We start from the raw sequence: 17,311 nt of genomic DNA, 5'->3' as shown, positions 1-17,311 counted from the left end.
CAAGGCAGAGGCCATGAACGAAGCCGACGCGCTCGATATCGTGCAATACGCGATCTGGACGGTGTTGCTCGCCTCCGGCCCGGCTGTGCTGGTGGCAATGGTGGTCGGCGTCGGCATTGCGCTCATCCAGGCGCTGACGCAGGTGCAGGAAATCACCCTGACCTTCGTTCCCAAGATCGTCGCCATCCTCGTCGTGACGGCGATCACCGGCCCCTTCGTCGGCGCCCAGATATCCTCCTTCTCCAACGTCGTCTTCCAGCGCATCCAGAACGGGTTCTGAGACGCCCTGAAGACGTGACGGCGCCGCCTCATCCTCGCACAAGCTTCGCCCGCTAGTTTCGGCCAGCGGCGGCCTGTGCGGCCCGCCCGCTTCAGGAACCGGGCAGCGCATGGCCATTATCGAGACCAGTTCGACGACCGAGATCAGGAAGCACGGCCGCGACGTCGGCTTCGCGCTCGGCATCGTTACGATCCTGTCGGTCCTGTTCCTGCCGATACCGCCTTTCCTGATCGACATCGGCCTCGCCTTCTCGATCGCCGTATCGGTGCTCATCCTGATGGTGGCGCTGTGGATTCAGCGACCGCTCGACTTCTCTTCCTTCCCGACCGTGCTTCTCGTCGCCACGATGCTGAGGCTTTCGCTCAATGTCGCCACGACGCGGGTGATCCTCTCGCACGGCAACGAAGGCACCAACGCCGCCGGCTATGTCATCGGCGGCTTTTCACAACTGGTCATGGCCGGCGACTTTGTCATCGGCCTCATCGTCTTCCTGATCCTGATCGTGGTGAATTTCATCGTCATCACCAAAGGTTCGACCCGTATCGCGGAAGTGGGCGCGCGCTTCACCCTCGATGCCATCCCCGGCAAGCAGATGTCGATCGACGCCGATCTTTCCGCCGGCATGATCGACGAGAAGGAAGCCCAGCACCGCCGCCGCGAACTGGAGGAGGAATCGGCCTTCTTCGGCTCGATGGACGGCGCCTCGAAATTCGTCCGCGGCGACGCCATCGCCGGCCTGCTGATCACCGCCATCAACATCATCGGCGGCATCGCAATCGGCTATGCGCGGCACGGCATGAGCCTCGGCGAGGCCGCAGATATCTTCACCAAGCTGTCGGTCGGCGACGGTCTGGTTTCGCAGATCCCGGCGCTGATCGTCTCACTCGCCGCCGGTCTCCTCGTCTCCAAGGGCGGCACGCGCGGCTCCGCCGACCAGGCCGTGTTCGGCCAGTTGAGCAACTATCCCCGCGCGCTCTTCGTCGCTGCAACGTTGATGGCGCTGCTCGCCGTCATGCCGGGCCTGCCGGCCCTTCCCTTCCTTTTCCTCGGCGGCATGATGGCAGCGGTGGGCTACATCATCCCGATGCGCGAGAACCGCCGGGTCGCGGAAGCGGCGGAGGCCGAGAAGAAGCAGCAGGTCGTGCGGGACGACGAGGAGAAGAACTCCATCAAGTCCTCGCTGAAAACCGCCGAGATCGAGCTTCTGATCGGCAAGCAGCTTTCCACCAAACTGCTGGCCTCGCATCAGGAACTCGCCTTCCGCATGTCCAAGATGCGCAAGAAGTTTGCCCAGCAATACGGCTTCGTCGTACCCGAGGTGAGGCTGACCGATGATTTCGGCATTCCTACCAAGAGCTACCGCATCAAGGTGCACGGCACCGTGGTCGCCGAACACGAACTGCGCGTCGGGGAGCTTCTGGTCCTGATCGGCAACGGCGCGCCGCCCGAGATGCCGGGCGAGGAAGTGCGCGAACCCGCCTTCGGCATGCGCGCTTGGTCGGTGCCGGAGATGTTCGCCGAGGACTTGAAGCGGGAGGGCTATTCCTACGCCGACAACATGTCGGTCCTTCTCACCCACCTGTCGGAAGTGGTGCGCAACAACCTGCCGCAGCTTCTCTCCTACAAGGACATGAAGGCGCTGATCGACCGGCTCGATCCCGAATACCGCAAGCTCGCCGACGAGATCTGCACCACCCACATCACCTATCCGGGCCTGCAGGCGGTGCTGAAGCTTTTGCTTGCCGAGCGCATCTCGATACGCAATCTGCATCTCATCATCGAGGCGATCGCCGAGATCGCGCCGCATGTGCGCCGTACCGAACAGATCGTCGAACACGTGCGCATCCGTATGGCACAGCAGATCTGTGGCGACCTCACCGAAGGCGGCGTGCTCAAGGTCCTGCGTCTCGGCAATCGTTGGGACCTCGCCTTCCATCAGGCATTGAAGCGAGACGCCAAGGGCGAGATCCGCGAATTCGACATCGACCCGCGCCTGCTGGAGGAATTCGGACAGGAAGCGTCGAAGGCCATTCGCGGCCATGTCGACGCCGGCGAGCGCTTCGTGCTGGTCACTGCGCCCGATGCGCGGCCCTATGTGCGCATGATCATCGAACGCATGTTCCCGACACTGCCCGTCCTCTCCCATGTCGAGATCGCCAAGGGCGTCGAGATCCGAGTGCTCGGATCGATCGCGTGACCGTGACAATCTCACAGGTCGTTCTCGCGGCCTTCCTCGCCTTTTGCCGCGTCGGCGCCTGTTTCATGATCATGCCCGGCTTCTCCAACGCGCGCGTGCCGATGCAGGTCCGGCTCTTCGTCGCGGTGGCGGCGAGCCTCGCGCTTTTCCTGCACCTTTCCGACATCATCCTGCCCTTCGCCGAATCGACGCCCGACGTGTTGTTCAAGACCATCGCGTCGGAGCTTTTGACCGGCGCCTTGATCGGCGTGCTCGCGCGGCTTTACCTGCTCGCGCTCGAATTCATGGGCAACGCCATCTCCATGATGATGGGCTTCAGCAATCTCGGCGGCAGCCTGGCGCTCGAAAGCGAGCCCCAGGCCGCGCTCGGCGGGCTCCTGTCCTTTGCCGCGCTGCTGATCCTTTTCCTGCTCGATTTCCATCTGGAGATCGTCAAGGCGCTGGTCACGTCCTACGAGGTGGCGCCACCCGATATCCTCTTCGACCCGCAATCGGCGCTGGTCAACGTGACGGATACGATCTCGCAATCCTTCTTCGTCGTCTTCCGGCTGGGCAGCCCCTTTGTCGCCTATGCGATCCTCGTCAATCTCGGGACCGGCCTCATCAACAAGCTGACCCCGCAGATTCCGATCTATTTCGTCTCGCTGCCCTTCATCGTCACCGGTGGACTGCTCTTGATGTATTTCGCCATCGGCAATTTCCTCAGCCTCTATGCCGACGGCTTCCTTGCCGTGACCATCGGGAGGTGAAATGACCTCGCGTACCGAGCGGCTGAAAAAGCTGGTCGAAGTTCAAGAGCAATTGAAGGCCTTCCACGAGATGCGCCGGGCGACGGCGCTCGCCGAAGCCGCCGCCGCGGGGCGCGAGGCGACCGAGATTGCCGCGCGCTTCGACGCGCCCGATTCGCTCACCGACCTGTTCCCCGACCTTTACGCCCGCGGTGTCGAACGCGCGCTGCGCCGGCAGGACCGGAAACTGGCCAGCGCCAGGATCGAGGCCGGCCATGTCGCGACCCAGACCGCGCGCACCAACATGGTCGAGCGCTCCTGGCGCGCGGCCACGAGGGCAGACGAGCGGCAAGCCGAGGATCGCGCTACGCTGGAAGCGGTCGAACGAGGGCTGATCTCCCGCAAGTAAGCCTGCCGCAAGCTAATTCGGGCATGGTGAAGAACAATGATCGGCCCGCTATTGCCGGGCCCTGAAGAGAAGAGGACAGGATCTCCCGTTGGCCATCTCTCCGCCGAGCGACATCGTTCTGGACGTGGCGCGTGCCGTCGATCCGGCCGAACTGGCCGCGGCGCGCACGCAGCTTGCCGAGCGCGCCCGTGCTGGCGTGGGGAAGATCGGATTCCCCGAAATCGCGTCTACCGAAGTCTCCTCGAAAAACATGGCCGACATGCGTTTCGCCGGCCATGCCGACACAGGCAAGCCCGGCAAGACGCCGGAAGCCTACAGGAAATTCGAAGCTGTCGTCCTTCAGAGTTTCATGCAGTCGATGATGCCGAAGGACAGCGAGGCGGTCTACGGCAAGGGGCTCGCTGGCGACATGTGGAAATCCGAACTGGCAAAGCAATTGGGGACGGTACTCTCCGAACGCGGCGGCATCGGCATCGCCAACCGGCTCCTCAAGGACCACTACATGGTCGGCGACAAGAAGGTCGCGCTTACCGGTGCTTCCGAAGGCACCCGCAAGGACGAGGCCGACACGAAGCGGATGCTTTCGACTGCACTTGTCCAGGAAATCCAGCGCAAATTCACCAGTCCGCTCGCTGCCAGCGATGCTAGCGAAAGCAAGATCTAGGAGCCGTAATGCAGGAAGCCGCTCTCTACAGCCCGGAACTGCCGCGCTCCGCCTCGGCCGAACAGCCTTCCCCGCCGCGCCCAGCCGCGCTCTCCGCCATCATAGGAAGGATCGAGGAAGCGATCGAGCATGAGACGGCCGGAATCCGCGGCAACCCCGATTTCGACATCAAGGCATCGAACGCGCGCAAGAGCCGTCACCTCTACGAACTCAACCGGGCCATTAAGGGCCTGCCGCAGGCGGAAGTGCTGAATGAACATCGCGAGGCGCTCACCCGCCTTCGCGGGAAACTCGCCGACAACGAGAAGGCGCTTCGCGCTCATCTCAACGCCGTGACCGAGGTAGCAGGCCTCATCCGCGACGCCATCCAGAAAGCCGATGCTGACGGCACCTATTCCGTCAACGAATTCGGAGCCGGCCGCGCGGCATGAGGAATACGAGGGCGACAGACCGGCGGCAACATCCCGGCCATAAGGCACGCACCCGATGATCAAATTCGTCATCGCCGCGCTCTGGCTTGTCGCGGTCACGCTCGGCACCGTGATCTTTTCTTTTTCGATGTCGGGTCCCAAGACGGACAAGGCGCCGCAACCGGCCTTCTTCGGCGGCCTCGACTATGTGAAGACCGACATCATCTCCGTGCCACTGATGAAGGACGACGAGGTCTATGGCTATTTCCTGACGCGGCTGGTTTACACGGTTGAACCCGCCGTCATGAAGACGCTGTCGCTTCCAGCCGAGGCACTTCTGGTGGACGAGGTCTACACCTATCTCTACGCCAACCCTGAGATCGACTTCGCCGATTACGCCAAGCTGGACCTCGGAAAGCTCCGAAGCGGCATCCGCGAGGCCGTCAACAAGCGCGTCGGCAAGAATCTGGTCCACGACGTGCTCATCGAGCAGATCGATTTCCTGACCAAGGCGGAAATCCGCGACAACACCATCCGCCGCCGCACCAGCCCGTTCGAGAAGCCCAAAGAGGCGCCCGAGCCCGCGGTGCATTGATCACGGTCGGCTAACCCGTCAGATGCACGCCCTGCAGGCTGGCGGTAAGAAGAGTCAGGCCCAGCAGGAACACGAGGAGCGCCCCGCCAATCTCGAAAGCGGACTGGATCATGCCGCTCACCGCTCCTCCGCCTGCGATCCGCACAGCAACATTCTTGGCAAGAACCGCCGCCGTCGCAAGCGCGGATACGGTGATGGCGGTGCCGATCGACATCGCTAGGACCGAGGCGATACCCGCCGCCCACAAGCCATTGAGGAAGGCGAAGGTGAGCACGATCAGCGCTCCGGTGCAGGGGCGAAGCCCCACCGCCAGGATCGCCGACCATGCCGCGCGCCAGTCGAACTCCGCGCCGCCAAGCTTGGCCGGGTCGGGCGCGTGACTGTGCCCGCAGTCGGCGCAAAACTCGCCGGACGCATGCGAATGGTGATGATGGTGGACGTGGCCATGGTCATGGTGGGAATGGCCATGGTCGTGCGCATGCCGGTCGTAATGTTCCGCATGATCGCCATTTGCTGGTTCGTTCAGATGCATCGCCGGTCCTTCGGCAACAGCCAGCGCCGGGCGCCTTATGGAGACCAGCGCGCCGATCTTGCGGAAGAGCAGCCATGCGCCGAACAGGGTGACGAGCAGATAACTCAGGATTTCGAGCGCCCAGGTGGCGTTGGTCATGGTTATCGCCGTTCCGCGCAGGAACAGGAAAATCGCCGACATCAAGAGGATCGCTGTCACGCCCTGCAACAGCGCCGAGATGAAGGAAAGCAGGATGCCGCGCCTCAGTTCCACTTCGTTCGCAACCATGTAGGAGGAGATGACCGCCTTGCCGTGTCCCGGACCCGCCGCATGGAAGACGCCATAGGCAAAGGAAATGCCTCCCAATATCCAGAAGGCATTGCCGTTTTCACGCATACCGCGCATCGCCCCGGTGAGGGCGTGGTAGAAGCGCTGCTGCTCTCCATTCACCCATTGCAGGAGGCCCGCGAAGGGCCCGGCCGGCACGATCTGCGGCTCGGCCGCGCCGATACCGAGCGAACTTTGAGCATGAGCATGCCCGGCAAGGATGGCGATTGCCGCAAGATAGAGGCCGAGGCTGCAAAGCGTGCGCGCGATGTTCTTCGTCATGGCTGGCAGGTGAGTTCCAGTTTCGTCGCGAAAATCTTGCTGAGGTCGGTCGGGTCGTTGAAGAAGGCGTCGGTCAGCGTTTTCTGGTTCTGGGCGATCGCCTGGTCGGGGTCCGGCCGAATCACCTTCTTCGTGCAGTTGGCCGGCAGGCCGTCGACGACGATGTCGGCATCGTTGTGGAAGTCGATCGCCGTATAGAAGGTCGGATCGTAAATGCCGAAATCGATCTTTCCGGAAAGCTTCAGCGGCGCCTTCGGATGGCTCTCGAAGAGGAGCAGGAATCTGTTGTCCTTGAAATCGGCGATCATATGGTCGGGCGCCTGCATGGCGACGTCCTTGCCGTTCTGCGTCACAAGCTGGAAATAATTGTAATCGGCAAGGGAATCATGGACCGTCTTGGCCAGGGCCTCCAGTTCGAGTTTTTCCAGTTTCAGATCCTTGTTCTTGTCGAACTGGACAAGCACGGTGCTGGAAAAGAAATCGTCGAAGCGCCAGACATGGCGAAGTGATTTCACCGTTCCGTCCGGGTTGATCGAAAGCTCCAGCCGTGCCTCGGCAAAGACATGCGGATGAGCCGAGGCGGGAGCGGCATGGAACAGGCCGCTGACGAGAGCGCCGCACAATGCCGTGAAAATGCGTGATGCTTGCATGGCTCCCGTCCGGCGGCATCGGAATTTCGAACCGTCCCCGTAAAGCAGGCGAAATTGGGACCGCCCGGCGATGTCGGCGCCATTATCCCATGTATCCGGTCAGACCGGCTGCGACTTTTCCCGCGCCTTGAACCACTGCACGAGATAGTCGACGAAGACACGCACCTTGGCCGGCAGGTAGCGGCGGTGCGGATAAACGGCGAAGATTCCGCGCCCGTCCGGCAGGTACTCGCCAAGCACCGGCACCAGTCGCCCGCTGTCGATCTCCGCCGCCGCGATGAAATCGGGCAGGATCGCGAAACCCAGTCCGGCAAGGGCCGCCGCTCGCGCGGCGATCGGGCTGTTGACCTCGATCGGGCCGGAGACCGAAACACTGATCGTCTCGCCGGCGCCTGCGAACGGCCAGTTGGAAAGCCAGCGGCCATTGGTGTCGATGATGCACGGCAAATTGGCGAGGTCCTGCGGCCGGGACGGCGTGCCGTATTTGGCTATCGCCTCCGGCGAAGCGCAGAGACAGATCGAGAACGGCGCCAGCTTGCGCGCGATGAGCGATGAGTTCTCCAGCCTGGTGATGCGGATCGCGAGGTCGAACCCCTCCTCCACCAGATCGACGAAGCGGTCGTCGAGACGGATTTCGAGCACGATATCGGGATGGTCGCGAGCGAAGTCGATCATGGATTGGCCGATCTGGGCATCCGCGAAAGTGCGCGGCGCCGACAGCTTGATTCGGCCCCTGACGTCGCCGGCTGATTCGCGCACCGTCTCCTGCAGGCTGTCGATCTCGCGGATGATCTCCGATGCGCGGCCGAAATAGGTGTGGCCGGCCTCGGTCAGCGAGAACTGCCGCGTGGTGCGGTTGAGGAGCAGCGCCCCGAGTTCGTCCTCCAGTTCGCGCACATATTTCGACAAAAGCGCCTTGGAACGCCCGATTTTGCGGGCGGCGGCCGAGAATCCCTCGGCCTCGACCACCTCGATGAAGGCGCGCATGCGTGTCAGAGTATCCATGGATTCGAACCTTTCCGCCCGCCGGAGAGCGCCTCCGGAACACACGCGTCGTTCAATTCCGTGAGACGGTAAAACCTCTATCGTTCAGCCACGGATTTTTTTCAACCGGGCGCGAATTTTCATTGATTGGACATGATTTTATCCTTATATCGCGCCTGCCCAAAGTCGCACGTGCCTGTGGGTGTCCGCCGAGCCTCGATATGGCGAGGAATTCGGCAAGGTACCTGGAACTAACCCCTCCAGTCGGTCTCGCGGCCAACCGCAAGAACCGAGGACACCTTGAAGCAACGACGGTGCGGGCCTTTCTGGTGTCTGCCGGTCGTCCATAGACCGGGGTTACTGAAGAGGCACACCTTCATTGCCGGCAGTGCGGAGCGGGTTCTCCAATCCAAAGCTGAGGCAGACAAAGCGAGCGGTCGCCGAAAGGCGCTTGCTCATCGCCGCGTAGCTCGCGTCACATGGTTCCGGCACTTCCACCGGCCAGGCCATGAGATTTGGGAAACGCCCTTTGTCCACCGCGGAACGTCCAGGGCCGAGCGCCCGGCACTCCGCAGCTTGCTAGACGGGCTTCGGCCCGCGCAATGGAGAGACCGATGGCAACCCAGCGCATCATGGATTTCCTCGCCACCCGACGACCGAACGGCCCCTGCCTCGTGGTCGATCTCGATGTGGTCGCCGACAATTATCGCGCTTTCGAGAAGGCGCTGCCGCAATCGCGCATCTACTATGCCGTGAAGGCCAATCCCGCGCCGGAGATCCTGCGTCTTCTGGCCTCGCTCGGCTCGTCTTTCGACACCGCTTCCGTCGCCGAAATCGAAATGGCGATGGATGCAGGCGCGCCGGCTACCCGTATCTCCTTCGGCAACACGATCAAGAAGGAGCGCGATGTCGCCCGCGCCTTCGAACTCGGCATCCGGCTTTTCGCCGTCGATTGCGTCGAGGAGGTCGAAAAGGTGGCGCGTGCAGCGCCGGGCAGCCGTGTTTTCTGCCGCGTACTGACCGACGGCGAGGGTGCCGAATGGCCGCTGTCGCGCAAGTTCGGCTGCGTGCCGGCGATGGCGATCGACGTGCTGAGAAAGGCGAAGGCGCTCGGCCTCGACGCCTATGGCGTGTCGTTCCATGTCGGCTCGCAGCAGACCGATCTCGACGCTTGGGACCGGGCGCTGGCCGACGCCAAGCGCGTCTTCGCCACGCTCGCCGAGGAAGGCATCGTGCTCAAGATGGTGAACATGGGCGGCGGCTTCCCGACCCGGTATCTGAAGGACGTGCCGGCGGCCAAGGCCTATGGCGAGGCGATCTTCGCCGCGCTCAGCCGTCATTTCGGCAACCGTATCCCGGAAACGATCATCGAGCCGGGCCGCGGCATGGTCGGCAATGCAGGAGTCATCAAGTCGGAAGTGGTGCTGATCTCGAAGAAATCCGAGGCGGACGAATTGCGGTGGGTCTATCTCGACATCGGCAAGTTCGGCGGTCTCGCCGAGACCATGGACGAGGCGATCCGCTATCCGATCGTGACCGCGCGCGACCACGACCGGAAGGCGCCTTGTGTGCTTGCCGGGCCGACCTGTGATTCGGCCGATGTGATGTACGAGAAGACGCCCTACCCGCTGCCGCTCTCGCTGACCATCGGCGACGAGGTGCTGATCGAAGGGACGGGCGCCTACACGACCACCTACGCCTCGGTCGCCTTCAACGGCTTCGAGCCTCTCCGATCCTACGTGATCTGACGGGTCACCCTAAGGGGTCGCCTCGTCGGATCACCCGGTTGCCGGCGTTAGCTGGCAACCGGTTCGCTTGTGGAACGAATTTCTGCTCGTGAAGGATCACGGAAATGGAAGCTCAGAAGAACATTGTCGGATCGGCGGTTCGGCCGTTGTCGGTTTCCCCCGAAACCATTGCCGACATTCCGGCACGCGACGCGTTGCTCGACCGCGCCATGGGGCCGCGCTGGCGGAAAAAATCGTCGGAGAAACTGCGCAAAGGCCGCATTCCATCGGAAGGCCTGGCACTGGTCGCTCGCGAGGCCTCCGGCGCCGTGGTCGGGACTGTCAGGCTATGGGATATCGCGGCCGGCATCAACGGACGGCGCGCACTGCTGCTTGGGCCGCTTGCAGTGGAACCGACGCTGAAAAGCGCCGGTATCGGCTCGGCGCTGATGAGCCAAGCCGTCGCCGAAGCGGCCCGCCTGGGCCATAGGGCCATCATCCTCGTTGGCGATGCGCCATACTACGCGCGTTTCGGCTTCTCCGCCGGGAAGACCGGCATGCTCGCCATGCCCGGCCCCTACGAAAAGCATCGACTGCTCGCGCTGGAACTGGAGCCCGGCGCGCTCGATGGCGCACATGGCATCATCCGACCCACGGGACGCAAGATAAAGCGGGCGCGGATCGCGCACGCAGTGTGACCCCGGCCCTTCTTCCGCTCTCGGGAGAAGGGTCTTTTCCCTACAAAACCTGACTGAGCGCCATGGCGACGGACATGTCTCCGTCGACCTTCAGCTTGCCTTGCATGAAGGCCGAGGTCGGGTTGAGTTCGCCGGCGATCATGGATTCCAGATCGTCCTTCGCCAGCGTGATCGTGCAGTCGGCCGACGCATCTGCGGTCGAGACGGTGGCGCCGTCGATGACGATGACCCCGTCGGCCCCGCAATCGAACTTCACCGACTTCGTGAAGCCCGAGCCCTCCACCCTGGCCCGCATCTTATCGGCGATCGCATCCATGCTCATCCTGGGTTCCTTGCTTGCGGGCCGCACCGGCCGAGCCTCGTGAAATCTTCTCCGAACCTAGATATCCAAGGACGCCATGGCAAGCAAAGGGCGTGGAGCGGAATGCATAAGGGCCGCTCCTGCATTGATGCAGAAGCGGCCCTGAAACCCCGCCCGACTGAAGAAATTACGACTTCTTCTGGTCCTTTTCCGTCTTCTTCATGGTCTTGGCGGAAGCATGCTTCTTCGTCGCCTTGGTGCTGGCGTGCTTCTTGGATGCCTTGTGCTTCTTGACCATCGGCTTCGCCGGGGTGGTCGTGGAGGCAGCGGCCGTGGTGGTGCCGGCAGCCGAAGCGGCGGTCACCGAGAACGGAGCGGCAAATGCGAGCGCGACTGCCAGCGAGAGCGCGGAGATGAGAGCTTTATTCATGGTCATGATTTCCTTTTCATGCGGAGCCGGATGATGGATCGGCCGGTCATTCATCGATCGGCTTGACCCCGAGCAGCTTCAGTGCGGTGGCGTAAGTCCTGATGCCCTGCGCCTGCGATTTGCCGGCGCAAAACTTCTCGGCCTTCTTCCTGAGCGCCCGTGCCTGGGTGGCCCGCTTGGCCCTGGCGTGCTGGATGATTGCGTGGTCGAGCTGTTGCTGGAGGGCGTCGCAGCGTTCGATGCGCGTTATCGGAGCCTTCACCGCGACGTGTCCGGCAGCCATGGCGGGGGAGCCCATAGCTATAAGAACGATCGCGATTGATGCCACGGAACGGCGCATCGTTTCCTCGGCGCCGGCTGACGCCGGCAGTTCGACCGCTGCCAATCAGCAGCGAACCCGTTCTAGGCTTCGATCTTTTCCGGCGTTTTTCCCGATTGCAGATTTTTGTAGCCGGTTTGTTGTCCCCTTCGTCCCGCCTGCCGACGAAGCGGCCGCCGAACGCGATCCCTCGCGATCAAAGCAGCCGCTCGCCATGGCCGTCGAGCCTATCAGCTCTTTTTCGGCAGGGGCTTGTGATGCACGACCTTGTGGTGGTGATGATGATGCACCGGATGCTTCACGACGTGGTGATGCTTGACCACGTGATGATGGTGATGCTTCACCACATGACGATGGTGATGCTTGACCACCACCACCTTCTGCGTCGTCGTTGCCGCATCGGCACTGCCGGCAACAAGTATCGGAGCGGAGAACGCAACCGCTACGGCGAGGCCGATCGCGGCAAGGAATGTCGTCTTCATGGAATTTTTTCCCTAACGTGAATGACACTGCATGAGTGCAGCGATCCTGATATGCCGTGTTTCTGTTTCCTCAATTTTTCCGCAATGCAGAGTTTTGTAGCGGCTGCGCATCGTTTAGGGTGGTGGGAAATGCTTTCCGGACATAGGCCACCAGTTGAGGCGCTTCCTCGCGGAGCGGCGCGCAATGCCGCTGCCGGCACCGGTATCGCCGCATGAAGACCGACGCCCATATCCTTATCGTCGACGACGACCGCGGCACCCGCGATCTCCTGCGCGAATTCCTCGAGCGGCACGGATTGCAGGTCTCCGTTGCCCGCGACGGCGAGGAGATGCAGTCGATCCTCAAAAGCACCACCATCGACCTTCTGGTCCTCGACGTCATGCTGCCCGGGAGGAGCGGCCTGGAAATATGCCGCGATATCCGCGCCCGCTCCAGAATGCCGATCATCATGCTGACGGCGGTGACGGAAACGGTCGACCGGGTCGTCGGTCTGGAGATGGGTGCGGATGACTACGTACCCAAGCCCTTCGACCCGCGCGAATTGCTGGCAAGGGTCCGCGCCGTGCTGCGCCGTCCGCCGATGGAAGGTGCTTCAAAGCGCTCGGAGCCGCGCACCTATCGCTTCGCCGGTTGGACGCTCGACTGCGCGCGGCGCCGGCTGATTGCGCCGGGCGACGTGCGTGTCGAATTGACCACGGCGGAGTTCAATCTGCTTCAGGCGCTTGTCCGTAGCGCCCAACACGTCCTGAGCCGCGAGCAGTTGATGGACCTCGCAGGCGGAGACGGCACGATGAGCTATGACCGCAGCGTCGATATCCTCGTCAGCCGGCTGCGGCGCAAGATGGAAGACGACCCGCGGGCGCCCAAGCTCATTTTGACCGTCCGCGGCGGGGGCTACCAGTTCGTGCCGGACACGGTCGCGGAATGAAACGCCTTTTTCCCCAGACGCTGCCCGCCTGGATACTCCTCATCCTGATCGCCGGCCTGCTGGTGACGCAGGTGACGACGCTCTACTTCATCGTCGAACAGCGACGGGCTTCCAACAACCTGCTCGAACTCTTCCGGCTGAGCGACCGCGCCTATTCCCTTGTGAAGCTCATGTACTCGGCGACGCCCGAGGACCGAGCCCAGTTGGCCAAGGGGCTGGCCAATCCGAACTACCTTGTCACCGTTTCCGAGGTGCCGCTTATCAGAAGCGCGATCCCTCCCGACGACGACCTCGCCGAGTTGGAGGACGTGGTGGTCAGCCGGTTGTCGAAATTCGGCGTCCTCGAGGTGCGGATCTACCGCAAATCGGCGGGGCCGGTTGTCTCCAGAGAAGCTCCCGACGAAACCTCGCCCGAAGACATCGGCGAAATCGAGAAGGAATTCCTCAATCTCGCCAGCGATATTTCCCAGAGCGATAGGCTGGTCGCCTCGGTCGAATTCAAGGACGGCCAATGGTTGAACTTCGTCATGCCGCTGACGCCGGTGGGGCCGCTCGTCTCCGAAGAAAACCTGCCGCTGCTCGGTGGTATAGCGGCACTGGTCGTCATCATGACGATCTGGGCACTTCGCCGGCTGACCGCGCCATATCGGACGCTGGAAAGTGCTGTCCGCCGCATAGGCGCGGATTTGAAAAGCCCGCCTTTGCCCGAGCGCGGCAGCCGCGAATACCGCTCCGCCGCACATGCGGTGAACACGATGCAGGCACAGCTTCGAGAATATGTGGAGGACCGCGAACAGCTCGCAGCCGCTCTCGCCCATGATCTGCGCACGCCGCTTACGCGCATGAAACTCAGGCTCGAATTGCTGAAGGACGCCGGCAAGCGCAAGGCGCTCATGGACGATCTCGGCGACATCGAGGCGATCGCCCGTTCGGTGGTCGATTTCGCGACCCATGAAGTGAAGGACGAGACGCCCGAACGCATCGACTTCTGGTCGCTGGTCGATTCCATCGCGGACGCCTATCCGCAGGTAAGTTTCGCGGACGGCAGCGCCAACGCGCGCGGCCTGATCTGCGTCGGGCGTCCTGTGGCGCTGCGCCGCTGCGTGACCAATCTCGTGGACAATGCCGTCACCTATGGCGAGAGGGCGTCGATCAGCCTGTCGGGCCACGAAAAGGAGATCGTGCTGGCGATCGAGGATGACGGGCCGGGCATCCCACAGGAGCGGCTGGAGCAGGTCTTCCGGCCATTCACGCGTGTCGAGGGTTCACGCAATCGCCAGACCGGCGGCTTCGGCCTTGGCCTCACCATCGCCCGGGCCATCGCCCGCGGCGTCGGCGGCGAAGTGACGCTTGAGAACCGCCAAGGCGGTGGACTCAGGACGGAACTGAGGATCCCGCGTGCCGCCGAGCCTGCCGGATCATAGCGCGGGCAGTTTGCCGCCGAGTTCGTCCTCGATATGGGCGCGGACAATCTCGTCGAAACTGTCTTCCGCTTTGAAGCCGAGATCGCGCGCCCGCTTGGCGTTGAACTGCGTCGGCCAGTTCTGGACGATTGCCCAGACGGTCGGGTCGGCCTCCTCGCGGATGAGCGCCGTGAATTTCTCACCCGCGACACGCCCAAGCGCCTCGATCTGCTGGCCAACAGTGACTGCGACACCTGGCATCGTGAGATTGCGGCGTGGCCCGACCTTGTCGCCATCGAGGCCGGCGGCGTGGACGAGGAAATTCACCGCCGAACGCGGGCTGGCATGCGTATGAAGCACCGTCCGCGGCACTGGCAGGATCGCCTCCTGCCCTGCGAGCGGTTCGCGGATGATGCCGGAGAAGAAGCTCGACGCCGCCTTGTTCGGCTTGCCGGGCCGCACGCAGATCGTCGGCAGGCGGATGCCGATGCCGTCGAAGAAGCCGCGCCGCGTATAATCGGCAAGCAGCGCCTCGCCCATCATCTTTTCCGTGCCGTAGGAGGTCATGGGCGTAAGATGGAACTCGTCGGGGATAACGTCGGGGAACGGCGCGCCGAAGACGGCGATGGAGGAGGTGAATACGACGCGCGGTTTATGTCCCGCATGGCGGATCGCCTCGAAAAGCATGCGCGTGCCATCGAGATTGACCCGGTAGCCCTTGTCGAAATTCGCTTCGGCTTCGCCTGAGACAACGCCCGCCAGATGAAAGATAACATCGGGCCTGGGGGAGATCAGCCTGACGGCATCGCCATCGGCGGCGAGATCGCCGGTATGAACCTTGACCTTGGCGCCCGCGAGCTTCGGCGCATCGGCGGGCACGATATCGTGAAGGTCGAGCGCCGTGATGGCGTGGCCGGCGAGCTTTCCATCGGCGACCAGCCGCGCGGTCAGCTTCCGTCCGATCATGCCCGCCGCGCCGGTTATCAATACACGCACCTTAACCTCCATTCCGTTGCCGCTGGCTGCGGCCACGCAGCCAGAAGACGATGAAGAACGCCGCGACGAAGAGCGCCGCGATGGCGACCGCCGCGACGGCCGAGTAATTGCCGACCGCCCGCATCAGCGGCGGCATGACGAACCATCCACCTCCGAAGAAGATCAGGATGAGCGCGGCGGCGACCGCGGAGTTGCGGCTGCCCCGATCCATCAGATGAGCCGATCCATCAAATGATCCATCCGCCGTCGATCGGAATGGCGGTTCCGGTCGTGAACGCCGATTCGTCCGATGCGAAATATGTCGCCAGCGCGGCGATCTCAGACGGCTCGCCGACGCGGCCCATGGGTTGGCGGCCGACGAACATGTCGAGCGCCTTCTGCTTGCCCCCCATCGTCTTGCCGAGTTCCTCGACACGCCCCTCCCATGACGGAGAACGGACCGTGCCGGGACAGATGGCGTTGCAGCGGATTCCTTTTGAAACAAAATCCACCGCAACCGCCTTGGTCAGCCCGATGACGGCGGCCTTGGTCGCGCCATAGGCGTAGCGGTTGGGCGCGCCCTTCAGCGAGGAAGCGCCCGACGACAGATTGACGATGGAACCGGACTTGCCGGTTTCGGCCGCCCGCTTCAGCATTCCGGGCAGGAAGGCGTGGATCATCCGGTGCATCGACTTGACGTTGAGGTCGAAGGAAAAGTCCCAGGCTTTCTCGTCGCATTCGAGCACGGTGCCGTGATGCACATAGCCAGCGACGTTCACCAGGATATCTATCTCGCCGACCTTGGCTGCATAGGCCTCGACCGCACGCGTCGAAAGCACGTTCAGCCTCGCCTTCTTCGCACGGGCAAGTCCGTCGAGCTTGGAGCGGTCCACGTCAGACGCGTAAACGGTCGCGCCTTCCGCCACGAACATCTCGGCGATCGCGCGCCCGATCCCCTGCCCCGCGGCGGTCACCACCGCGATCTTGCCCTTCAGCCTGCCTGCCATTCCTGCCTCGTCCTGATGTCCTAGTGGAGATATTTGACCTGAGCCGCCTCATGCTGGTGCACGGAAAGGTCGGTGCACTCGCCGAATTCGGTCTCGATGGTGGCATGGCCGATGCCGTGCTTCTCGGCAAGCCGGCGCTTCATCGCAACGACAACGCCGTGGGCGTCCGTGCCCTCTTTCAGGCAGGCGTGCAGCGTCGCGACATTGCGGCTGCCGTCCAGCGACCAGACATGGACGTGGTGGATCTCGCGGACTTCCGGGAAATGTTTCGTCATGTCGGCAACGATCTCGTCGCGATCCATGCTGCCGGGCGTTCCCTCCAGAAGAACGTGACCTGCATCCTTTACCAGCGACCATGCGGTCGACAGGATGAGCACGGCGACGAAGACCGAAAGGATCGGGTCGATCGGCATCCAGCCCGTCGCCATGATGACCAGCGCCGCCGCGATTGCCGCCGCCGACCCGAGGAGATCACCCAGCACATGCAGGATCGCGCCGCGCATATTGAGGCTGCCATGGTCGCCGCCACGCAAAATGAGGAATCCGGCGATATTGACGAACAGCCCCGCGATAGCAACGACGAACATCATGCCGCCCATCACCTGAGGTGGCGCCAGGAGCCGTTCGATCGCCTCGTAGACGATCCAGCCTGCGACGACGAAGATGGCAAGACCGTTGGTGTAAGCCACCAGTGTCTTGACGCGGTCGAAGCCGTAGGTCAGCCGCTGCGTCGCCGGACGTCCGGCAAGGTGGAAGGCATACCAGGAAAGCCCGAGCGATACCGAATCGGTCAGCATGTGCCCGGCATCGGCGAGGAGTGCCAGCGATCCGGTAAGAAGACCGCCCGCCACCTCGACGACCATGAAGGTCAGCGTCAGGCAACCGGCGATGAGCACGCGCGTCTTGTCGCCGCCTCCATGCAGATGCAATCCGCCATGGCCGTGACCGGCATGATCGTGATCGTCATGGCCTGAATATGCGTGATCGTGGCCCATCTTCTTCA

At 62.9% G+C, this 17,311-nt stretch carries 22 protein-coding genes; 11 read left to right on the top strand and 11 right to left on the bottom strand.

All coding sequences use genetic code 11. The features are described from left to right. The first annotated feature begins 13 nt into the window (after positions 1 to 13). From fliQ to RBH77_RS10020, 7 genes are all read left to right on the top strand, one after another. On the top strand, positions 14 to 280 hold the full coding sequence (fliQ, locus tag RBH77_RS10050) for a flagellar biosynthesis protein FliQ (protein ID WP_311031985.1): 267 nt from the start codon (positions 14 to 16) through the stop codon (positions 278 to 280). 109 nt (positions 281 to 389) lie between these two features. Beyond that, on the top strand, positions 390 to 2,477 hold the full coding sequence (gene flhA, locus RBH77_RS10045; protein ID WP_311031984.1) for a flagellar biosynthesis protein FlhA: 2,088 nt from the start codon (positions 390 to 392) through the stop codon (positions 2,475 to 2,477). Beyond that, positions 2,474 to 3,226: a flagellar biosynthetic protein FliR gene (fliR, locus tag RBH77_RS10040; protein WP_371832856.1), complete on the top strand. Its 753-nt coding sequence runs from the start codon at positions 2,474 to 2,476 to the stop codon at positions 3,224 to 3,226. The genes flhA and fliR overlap by 4 nt, the downstream gene beginning before the upstream one ends. 1 nt (position 3,227) lies before the next feature. Further along, a complete protein-coding gene (locus tag RBH77_RS10035; protein WP_311031983.1) occupies positions 3,228 to 3,614 on the top strand; it encodes a hypothetical protein in 387 nt (128 codons plus the stop codon). An 88-nt stretch (positions 3,615 to 3,702) separates the two neighbouring features. Beyond that, positions 3,703 to 4,278, top strand: a complete 576-nt coding sequence (locus RBH77_RS10030; RefSeq protein ID WP_311031982.1) for a rod-binding protein — start codon at positions 3,703 to 3,705, stop codon at positions 4,276 to 4,278. An 8-nt stretch (positions 4,279 to 4,286) separates the two neighbouring features. Continuing rightward, positions 4,287 to 4,709 (top strand): hypothetical protein, encoded by a 423-nt coding sequence (locus RBH77_RS10025; RefSeq protein ID WP_311031981.1) that lies wholly within the window; start codon positions 4,287 to 4,289, stop codon positions 4,707 to 4,709. Positions 4,710 to 4,764: 55 nt separating this feature from the next. Then, the gene (locus RBH77_RS10020; protein ID WP_311031980.1) at positions 4,765 to 5,283 is read left to right on the top strand and encodes a hypothetical protein; all 519 of its coding nucleotides are present in this window, start codon (positions 4,765 to 4,767) and stop codon (positions 5,281 to 5,283) included. Positions 5,284 to 5,293: 10 nt separating this feature from the next. On the opposite strand, the gene RBH77_RS10015 is transcribed toward RBH77_RS10020, so the two are convergent. From RBH77_RS10015 to RBH77_RS10005, 3 genes are all read right to left on the bottom strand, one after another. Beyond that, complete coding sequence (locus RBH77_RS10015; protein WP_311031979.1) at positions 5,294 to 6,403, bottom strand: nickel/cobalt transporter; 1,110 nt, start codon at positions 6,401 to 6,403, stop codon at positions 5,294 to 5,296. Next, positions 6,400 to 7,053, bottom strand: a complete 654-nt coding sequence (locus tag RBH77_RS10010) for a DUF1007 family protein (protein WP_311031978.1) — start codon at positions 7,051 to 7,053, stop codon at positions 6,400 to 6,402. Before RBH77_RS10010 ends, RBH77_RS10015 begins: the two co-directional genes overlap by 4 nt. A gap of 99 nt (positions 7,054 to 7,152) precedes the next feature. Continuing rightward, a complete protein-coding gene (locus tag RBH77_RS10005) occupies positions 7,153 to 8,058 on the bottom strand; it encodes a LysR family transcriptional regulator (protein WP_311031977.1) in 906 nt (301 codons plus the stop codon). 593 nt (positions 8,059 to 8,651) lie between these two features. On the opposite strand from RBH77_RS10005, the gene odc2 reads away from it, so the two are divergent. Continuing rightward, positions 8,652 to 9,785: an ornithine/lysine decarboxylase gene (gene odc2 / locus RBH77_RS10000; RefSeq protein WP_311031976.1), complete on the top strand. Its 1,134-nt coding sequence runs from the start codon at positions 8,652 to 8,654 to the stop codon at positions 9,783 to 9,785. A 104-nt stretch (positions 9,786 to 9,889) separates the two neighbouring features. Next, on the top strand, positions 9,890 to 10,462 hold the full coding sequence (locus RBH77_RS09995; protein ID WP_311031975.1) for a GNAT family N-acetyltransferase: 573 nt from the start codon (positions 9,890 to 9,892) through the stop codon (positions 10,460 to 10,462). 40 nt (positions 10,463 to 10,502) lie between these two features. Here RBH77_RS09995 and RBH77_RS09990 read toward each other — a convergent pair whose 3' ends face one another. From RBH77_RS09990 to RBH77_RS09975, 4 genes are all read right to left on the bottom strand, one after another. Then, positions 10,503 to 10,784: an SCP2 sterol-binding domain-containing protein gene (locus tag RBH77_RS09990; protein ID WP_311031974.1), complete on the bottom strand. Its 282-nt coding sequence runs from the start codon at positions 10,782 to 10,784 to the stop codon at positions 10,503 to 10,505. Between the two features lie 166 nt (positions 10,785 to 10,950). Further along, the gene (locus RBH77_RS09985; protein WP_311031973.1) at positions 10,951 to 11,193 is read right to left on the bottom strand and encodes a hypothetical protein; all 243 of its coding nucleotides are present in this window, start codon (positions 11,191 to 11,193) and stop codon (positions 10,951 to 10,953) included. Between the two features lie 46 nt (positions 11,194 to 11,239). Then, positions 11,240 to 11,476, bottom strand: a complete 237-nt coding sequence (locus RBH77_RS09980; protein ID WP_311031971.1) for a hypothetical protein — start codon at positions 11,474 to 11,476, stop codon at positions 11,240 to 11,242. A 266-nt stretch (positions 11,477 to 11,742) separates the two neighbouring features. After that, entirely contained in the window at positions 11,743 to 11,994 is a 252-nt protein-coding gene (locus RBH77_RS09975; protein ID WP_311031970.1) for a hypothetical protein, read from the bottom strand. 212 nt (positions 11,995 to 12,206) lie between these two features. Here RBH77_RS09975 and RBH77_RS09970 point away from each other — a divergent pair, with 212 nt between their 5' ends. Then, a complete protein-coding gene (locus tag RBH77_RS09970; RefSeq protein ID WP_311031969.1) occupies positions 12,207 to 12,923 on the top strand; it encodes a response regulator in 717 nt (238 codons plus the stop codon). Then, on the top strand, positions 12,920 to 14,347 hold the full coding sequence (locus RBH77_RS09965; protein WP_311031968.1) for an ATP-binding protein: 1,428 nt from the start codon (positions 12,920 to 12,922) through the stop codon (positions 14,345 to 14,347). Before RBH77_RS09970 ends, RBH77_RS09965 begins: the two co-directional genes overlap by 4 nt. Here RBH77_RS09965 and denD read toward each other — a convergent pair. From denD to RBH77_RS09945, 4 genes are read right to left on the bottom strand one after another with little or no spacing between them, the layout of a single operon-like run. Beyond that, a complete protein-coding gene (denD, locus tag RBH77_RS09960; RefSeq protein ID WP_311031967.1) occupies positions 14,342 to 15,322 on the bottom strand; it encodes a D-erythronate dehydrogenase in 981 nt (326 codons plus the stop codon). The genes RBH77_RS09965 and denD overlap by 6 nt on opposite strands. Position 15,323: 1 nt before the next feature. After that, positions 15,324 to 15,533 (bottom strand): hypothetical protein, encoded by a 210-nt coding sequence (locus RBH77_RS09955; RefSeq protein WP_311031966.1) that lies wholly within the window; start codon positions 15,531 to 15,533, stop codon positions 15,324 to 15,326. 16 nt (positions 15,534 to 15,549) lie between these two features. Continuing rightward, positions 15,550 to 16,308: an SDR family oxidoreductase gene (locus RBH77_RS09950; protein WP_311031965.1), complete on the bottom strand. Its 759-nt coding sequence runs from the start codon at positions 16,306 to 16,308 to the stop codon at positions 15,550 to 15,552. Positions 16,309 to 16,328: 20 nt separating this feature from the next. Next, positions 16,329 to 17,303 (bottom strand): cation diffusion facilitator family transporter, encoded by a 975-nt coding sequence (locus RBH77_RS09945; RefSeq protein WP_311031964.1) that lies wholly within the window; start codon positions 17,301 to 17,303, stop codon positions 16,329 to 16,331. Between the last annotated feature and the right edge of the window lie 8 nt (positions 17,304 to 17,311).

Source organism: Mesorhizobium koreense, from assembly GCF_031656215.1.
GTDB classification, from domain to species: domain Bacteria; phylum Pseudomonadota; class Alphaproteobacteria; order Rhizobiales; family Rhizobiaceae; genus Mesorhizobium_L; species Mesorhizobium_L koreense.
Note: the sequence above shows the minus strand (reverse complement) of the source record. Positions and strands in the feature narration are given on the sequence as shown.

Coding starts and splice junctions, on each gene's coding strand:
- RBH77_RS09945 (WP_311031964.1), bottom strand. CDS start 17,303: ATGGGCCACGATCACGCATATTCAGGCCATGACGATCACGATCATGCC.
- RBH77_RS09950 (WP_311031965.1), bottom strand. CDS start 16,308: ATGGCAGGCAGGCTGAAGGGCAAGATCGCGGTGGTGACCGCCGCGGGG.
- RBH77_RS09970 (WP_311031969.1), top strand. CDS start 12,207: ATGAAGACCGACGCCCATATCCTTATCGTCGACGACGACCGCGGCACC.
- fliQ (WP_311031985.1), top strand. CDS start 14: ATGAACGAAGCCGACGCGCTCGATATCGTGCAATACGCGATCTGGACG.
- RBH77_RS09990 (WP_311031974.1), bottom strand. CDS start 10,784: ATGAGCATGGATGCGATCGCCGATAAGATGCGGGCCAGGGTGGAGGGC.
- RBH77_RS09985 (WP_311031973.1), bottom strand. CDS start 11,193: ATGAATAAAGCTCTCATCTCCGCGCTCTCGCTGGCAGTCGCGCTCGCA.
- RBH77_RS10035 (WP_311031983.1), top strand. CDS start 3,228: ATGACCTCGCGTACCGAGCGGCTGAAAAAGCTGGTCGAAGTTCAAGAG.
- RBH77_RS10015 (WP_311031979.1), bottom strand. CDS start 6,403: ATGACGAAGAACATCGCGCGCACGCTTTGCAGCCTCGGCCTCTATCTT.
- RBH77_RS09980 (WP_311031971.1), bottom strand. CDS start 11,476: ATGGCTGCCGGACACGTCGCGGTGAAGGCTCCGATAACGCGCATCGAA.
- RBH77_RS10005 (WP_311031977.1), bottom strand. CDS start 8,058: ATGGATACTCTGACACGCATGCGCGCCTTCATCGAGGTGGTCGAGGCC.
- RBH77_RS09975 (WP_311031970.1), bottom strand. CDS start 11,994: ATGAAGACGACATTCCTTGCCGCGATCGGCCTCGCCGTAGCGGTTGCG.
- RBH77_RS09995 (WP_311031975.1), top strand. CDS start 9,890: ATGGAAGCTCAGAAGAACATTGTCGGATCGGCGGTTCGGCCGTTGTCG.
- RBH77_RS10010 (WP_311031978.1), bottom strand. CDS start 7,053: ATGCAAGCATCACGCATTTTCACGGCATTGTGCGGCGCTCTCGTCAGC.
- flhA (WP_311031984.1), top strand. CDS start 390: ATGGCCATTATCGAGACCAGTTCGACGACCGAGATCAGGAAGCACGGC.
- RBH77_RS10020 (WP_311031980.1), top strand. CDS start 4,765: ATGATCAAATTCGTCATCGCCGCGCTCTGGCTTGTCGCGGTCACGCTC.
- odc2 (WP_311031976.1), top strand. CDS start 8,652: ATGGCAACCCAGCGCATCATGGATTTCCTCGCCACCCGACGACCGAAC.
- RBH77_RS09965 (WP_311031968.1), top strand. CDS start 12,920: ATGAAACGCCTTTTTCCCCAGACGCTGCCCGCCTGGATACTCCTCATC.
- RBH77_RS09955 (WP_311031966.1), bottom strand. CDS start 15,533: ATGGATCGGGGCAGCCGCAACTCCGCGGTCGCCGCCGCGCTCATCCTG.
- RBH77_RS10025 (WP_311031981.1), top strand. CDS start 4,287: ATGCAGGAAGCCGCTCTCTACAGCCCGGAACTGCCGCGCTCCGCCTCG.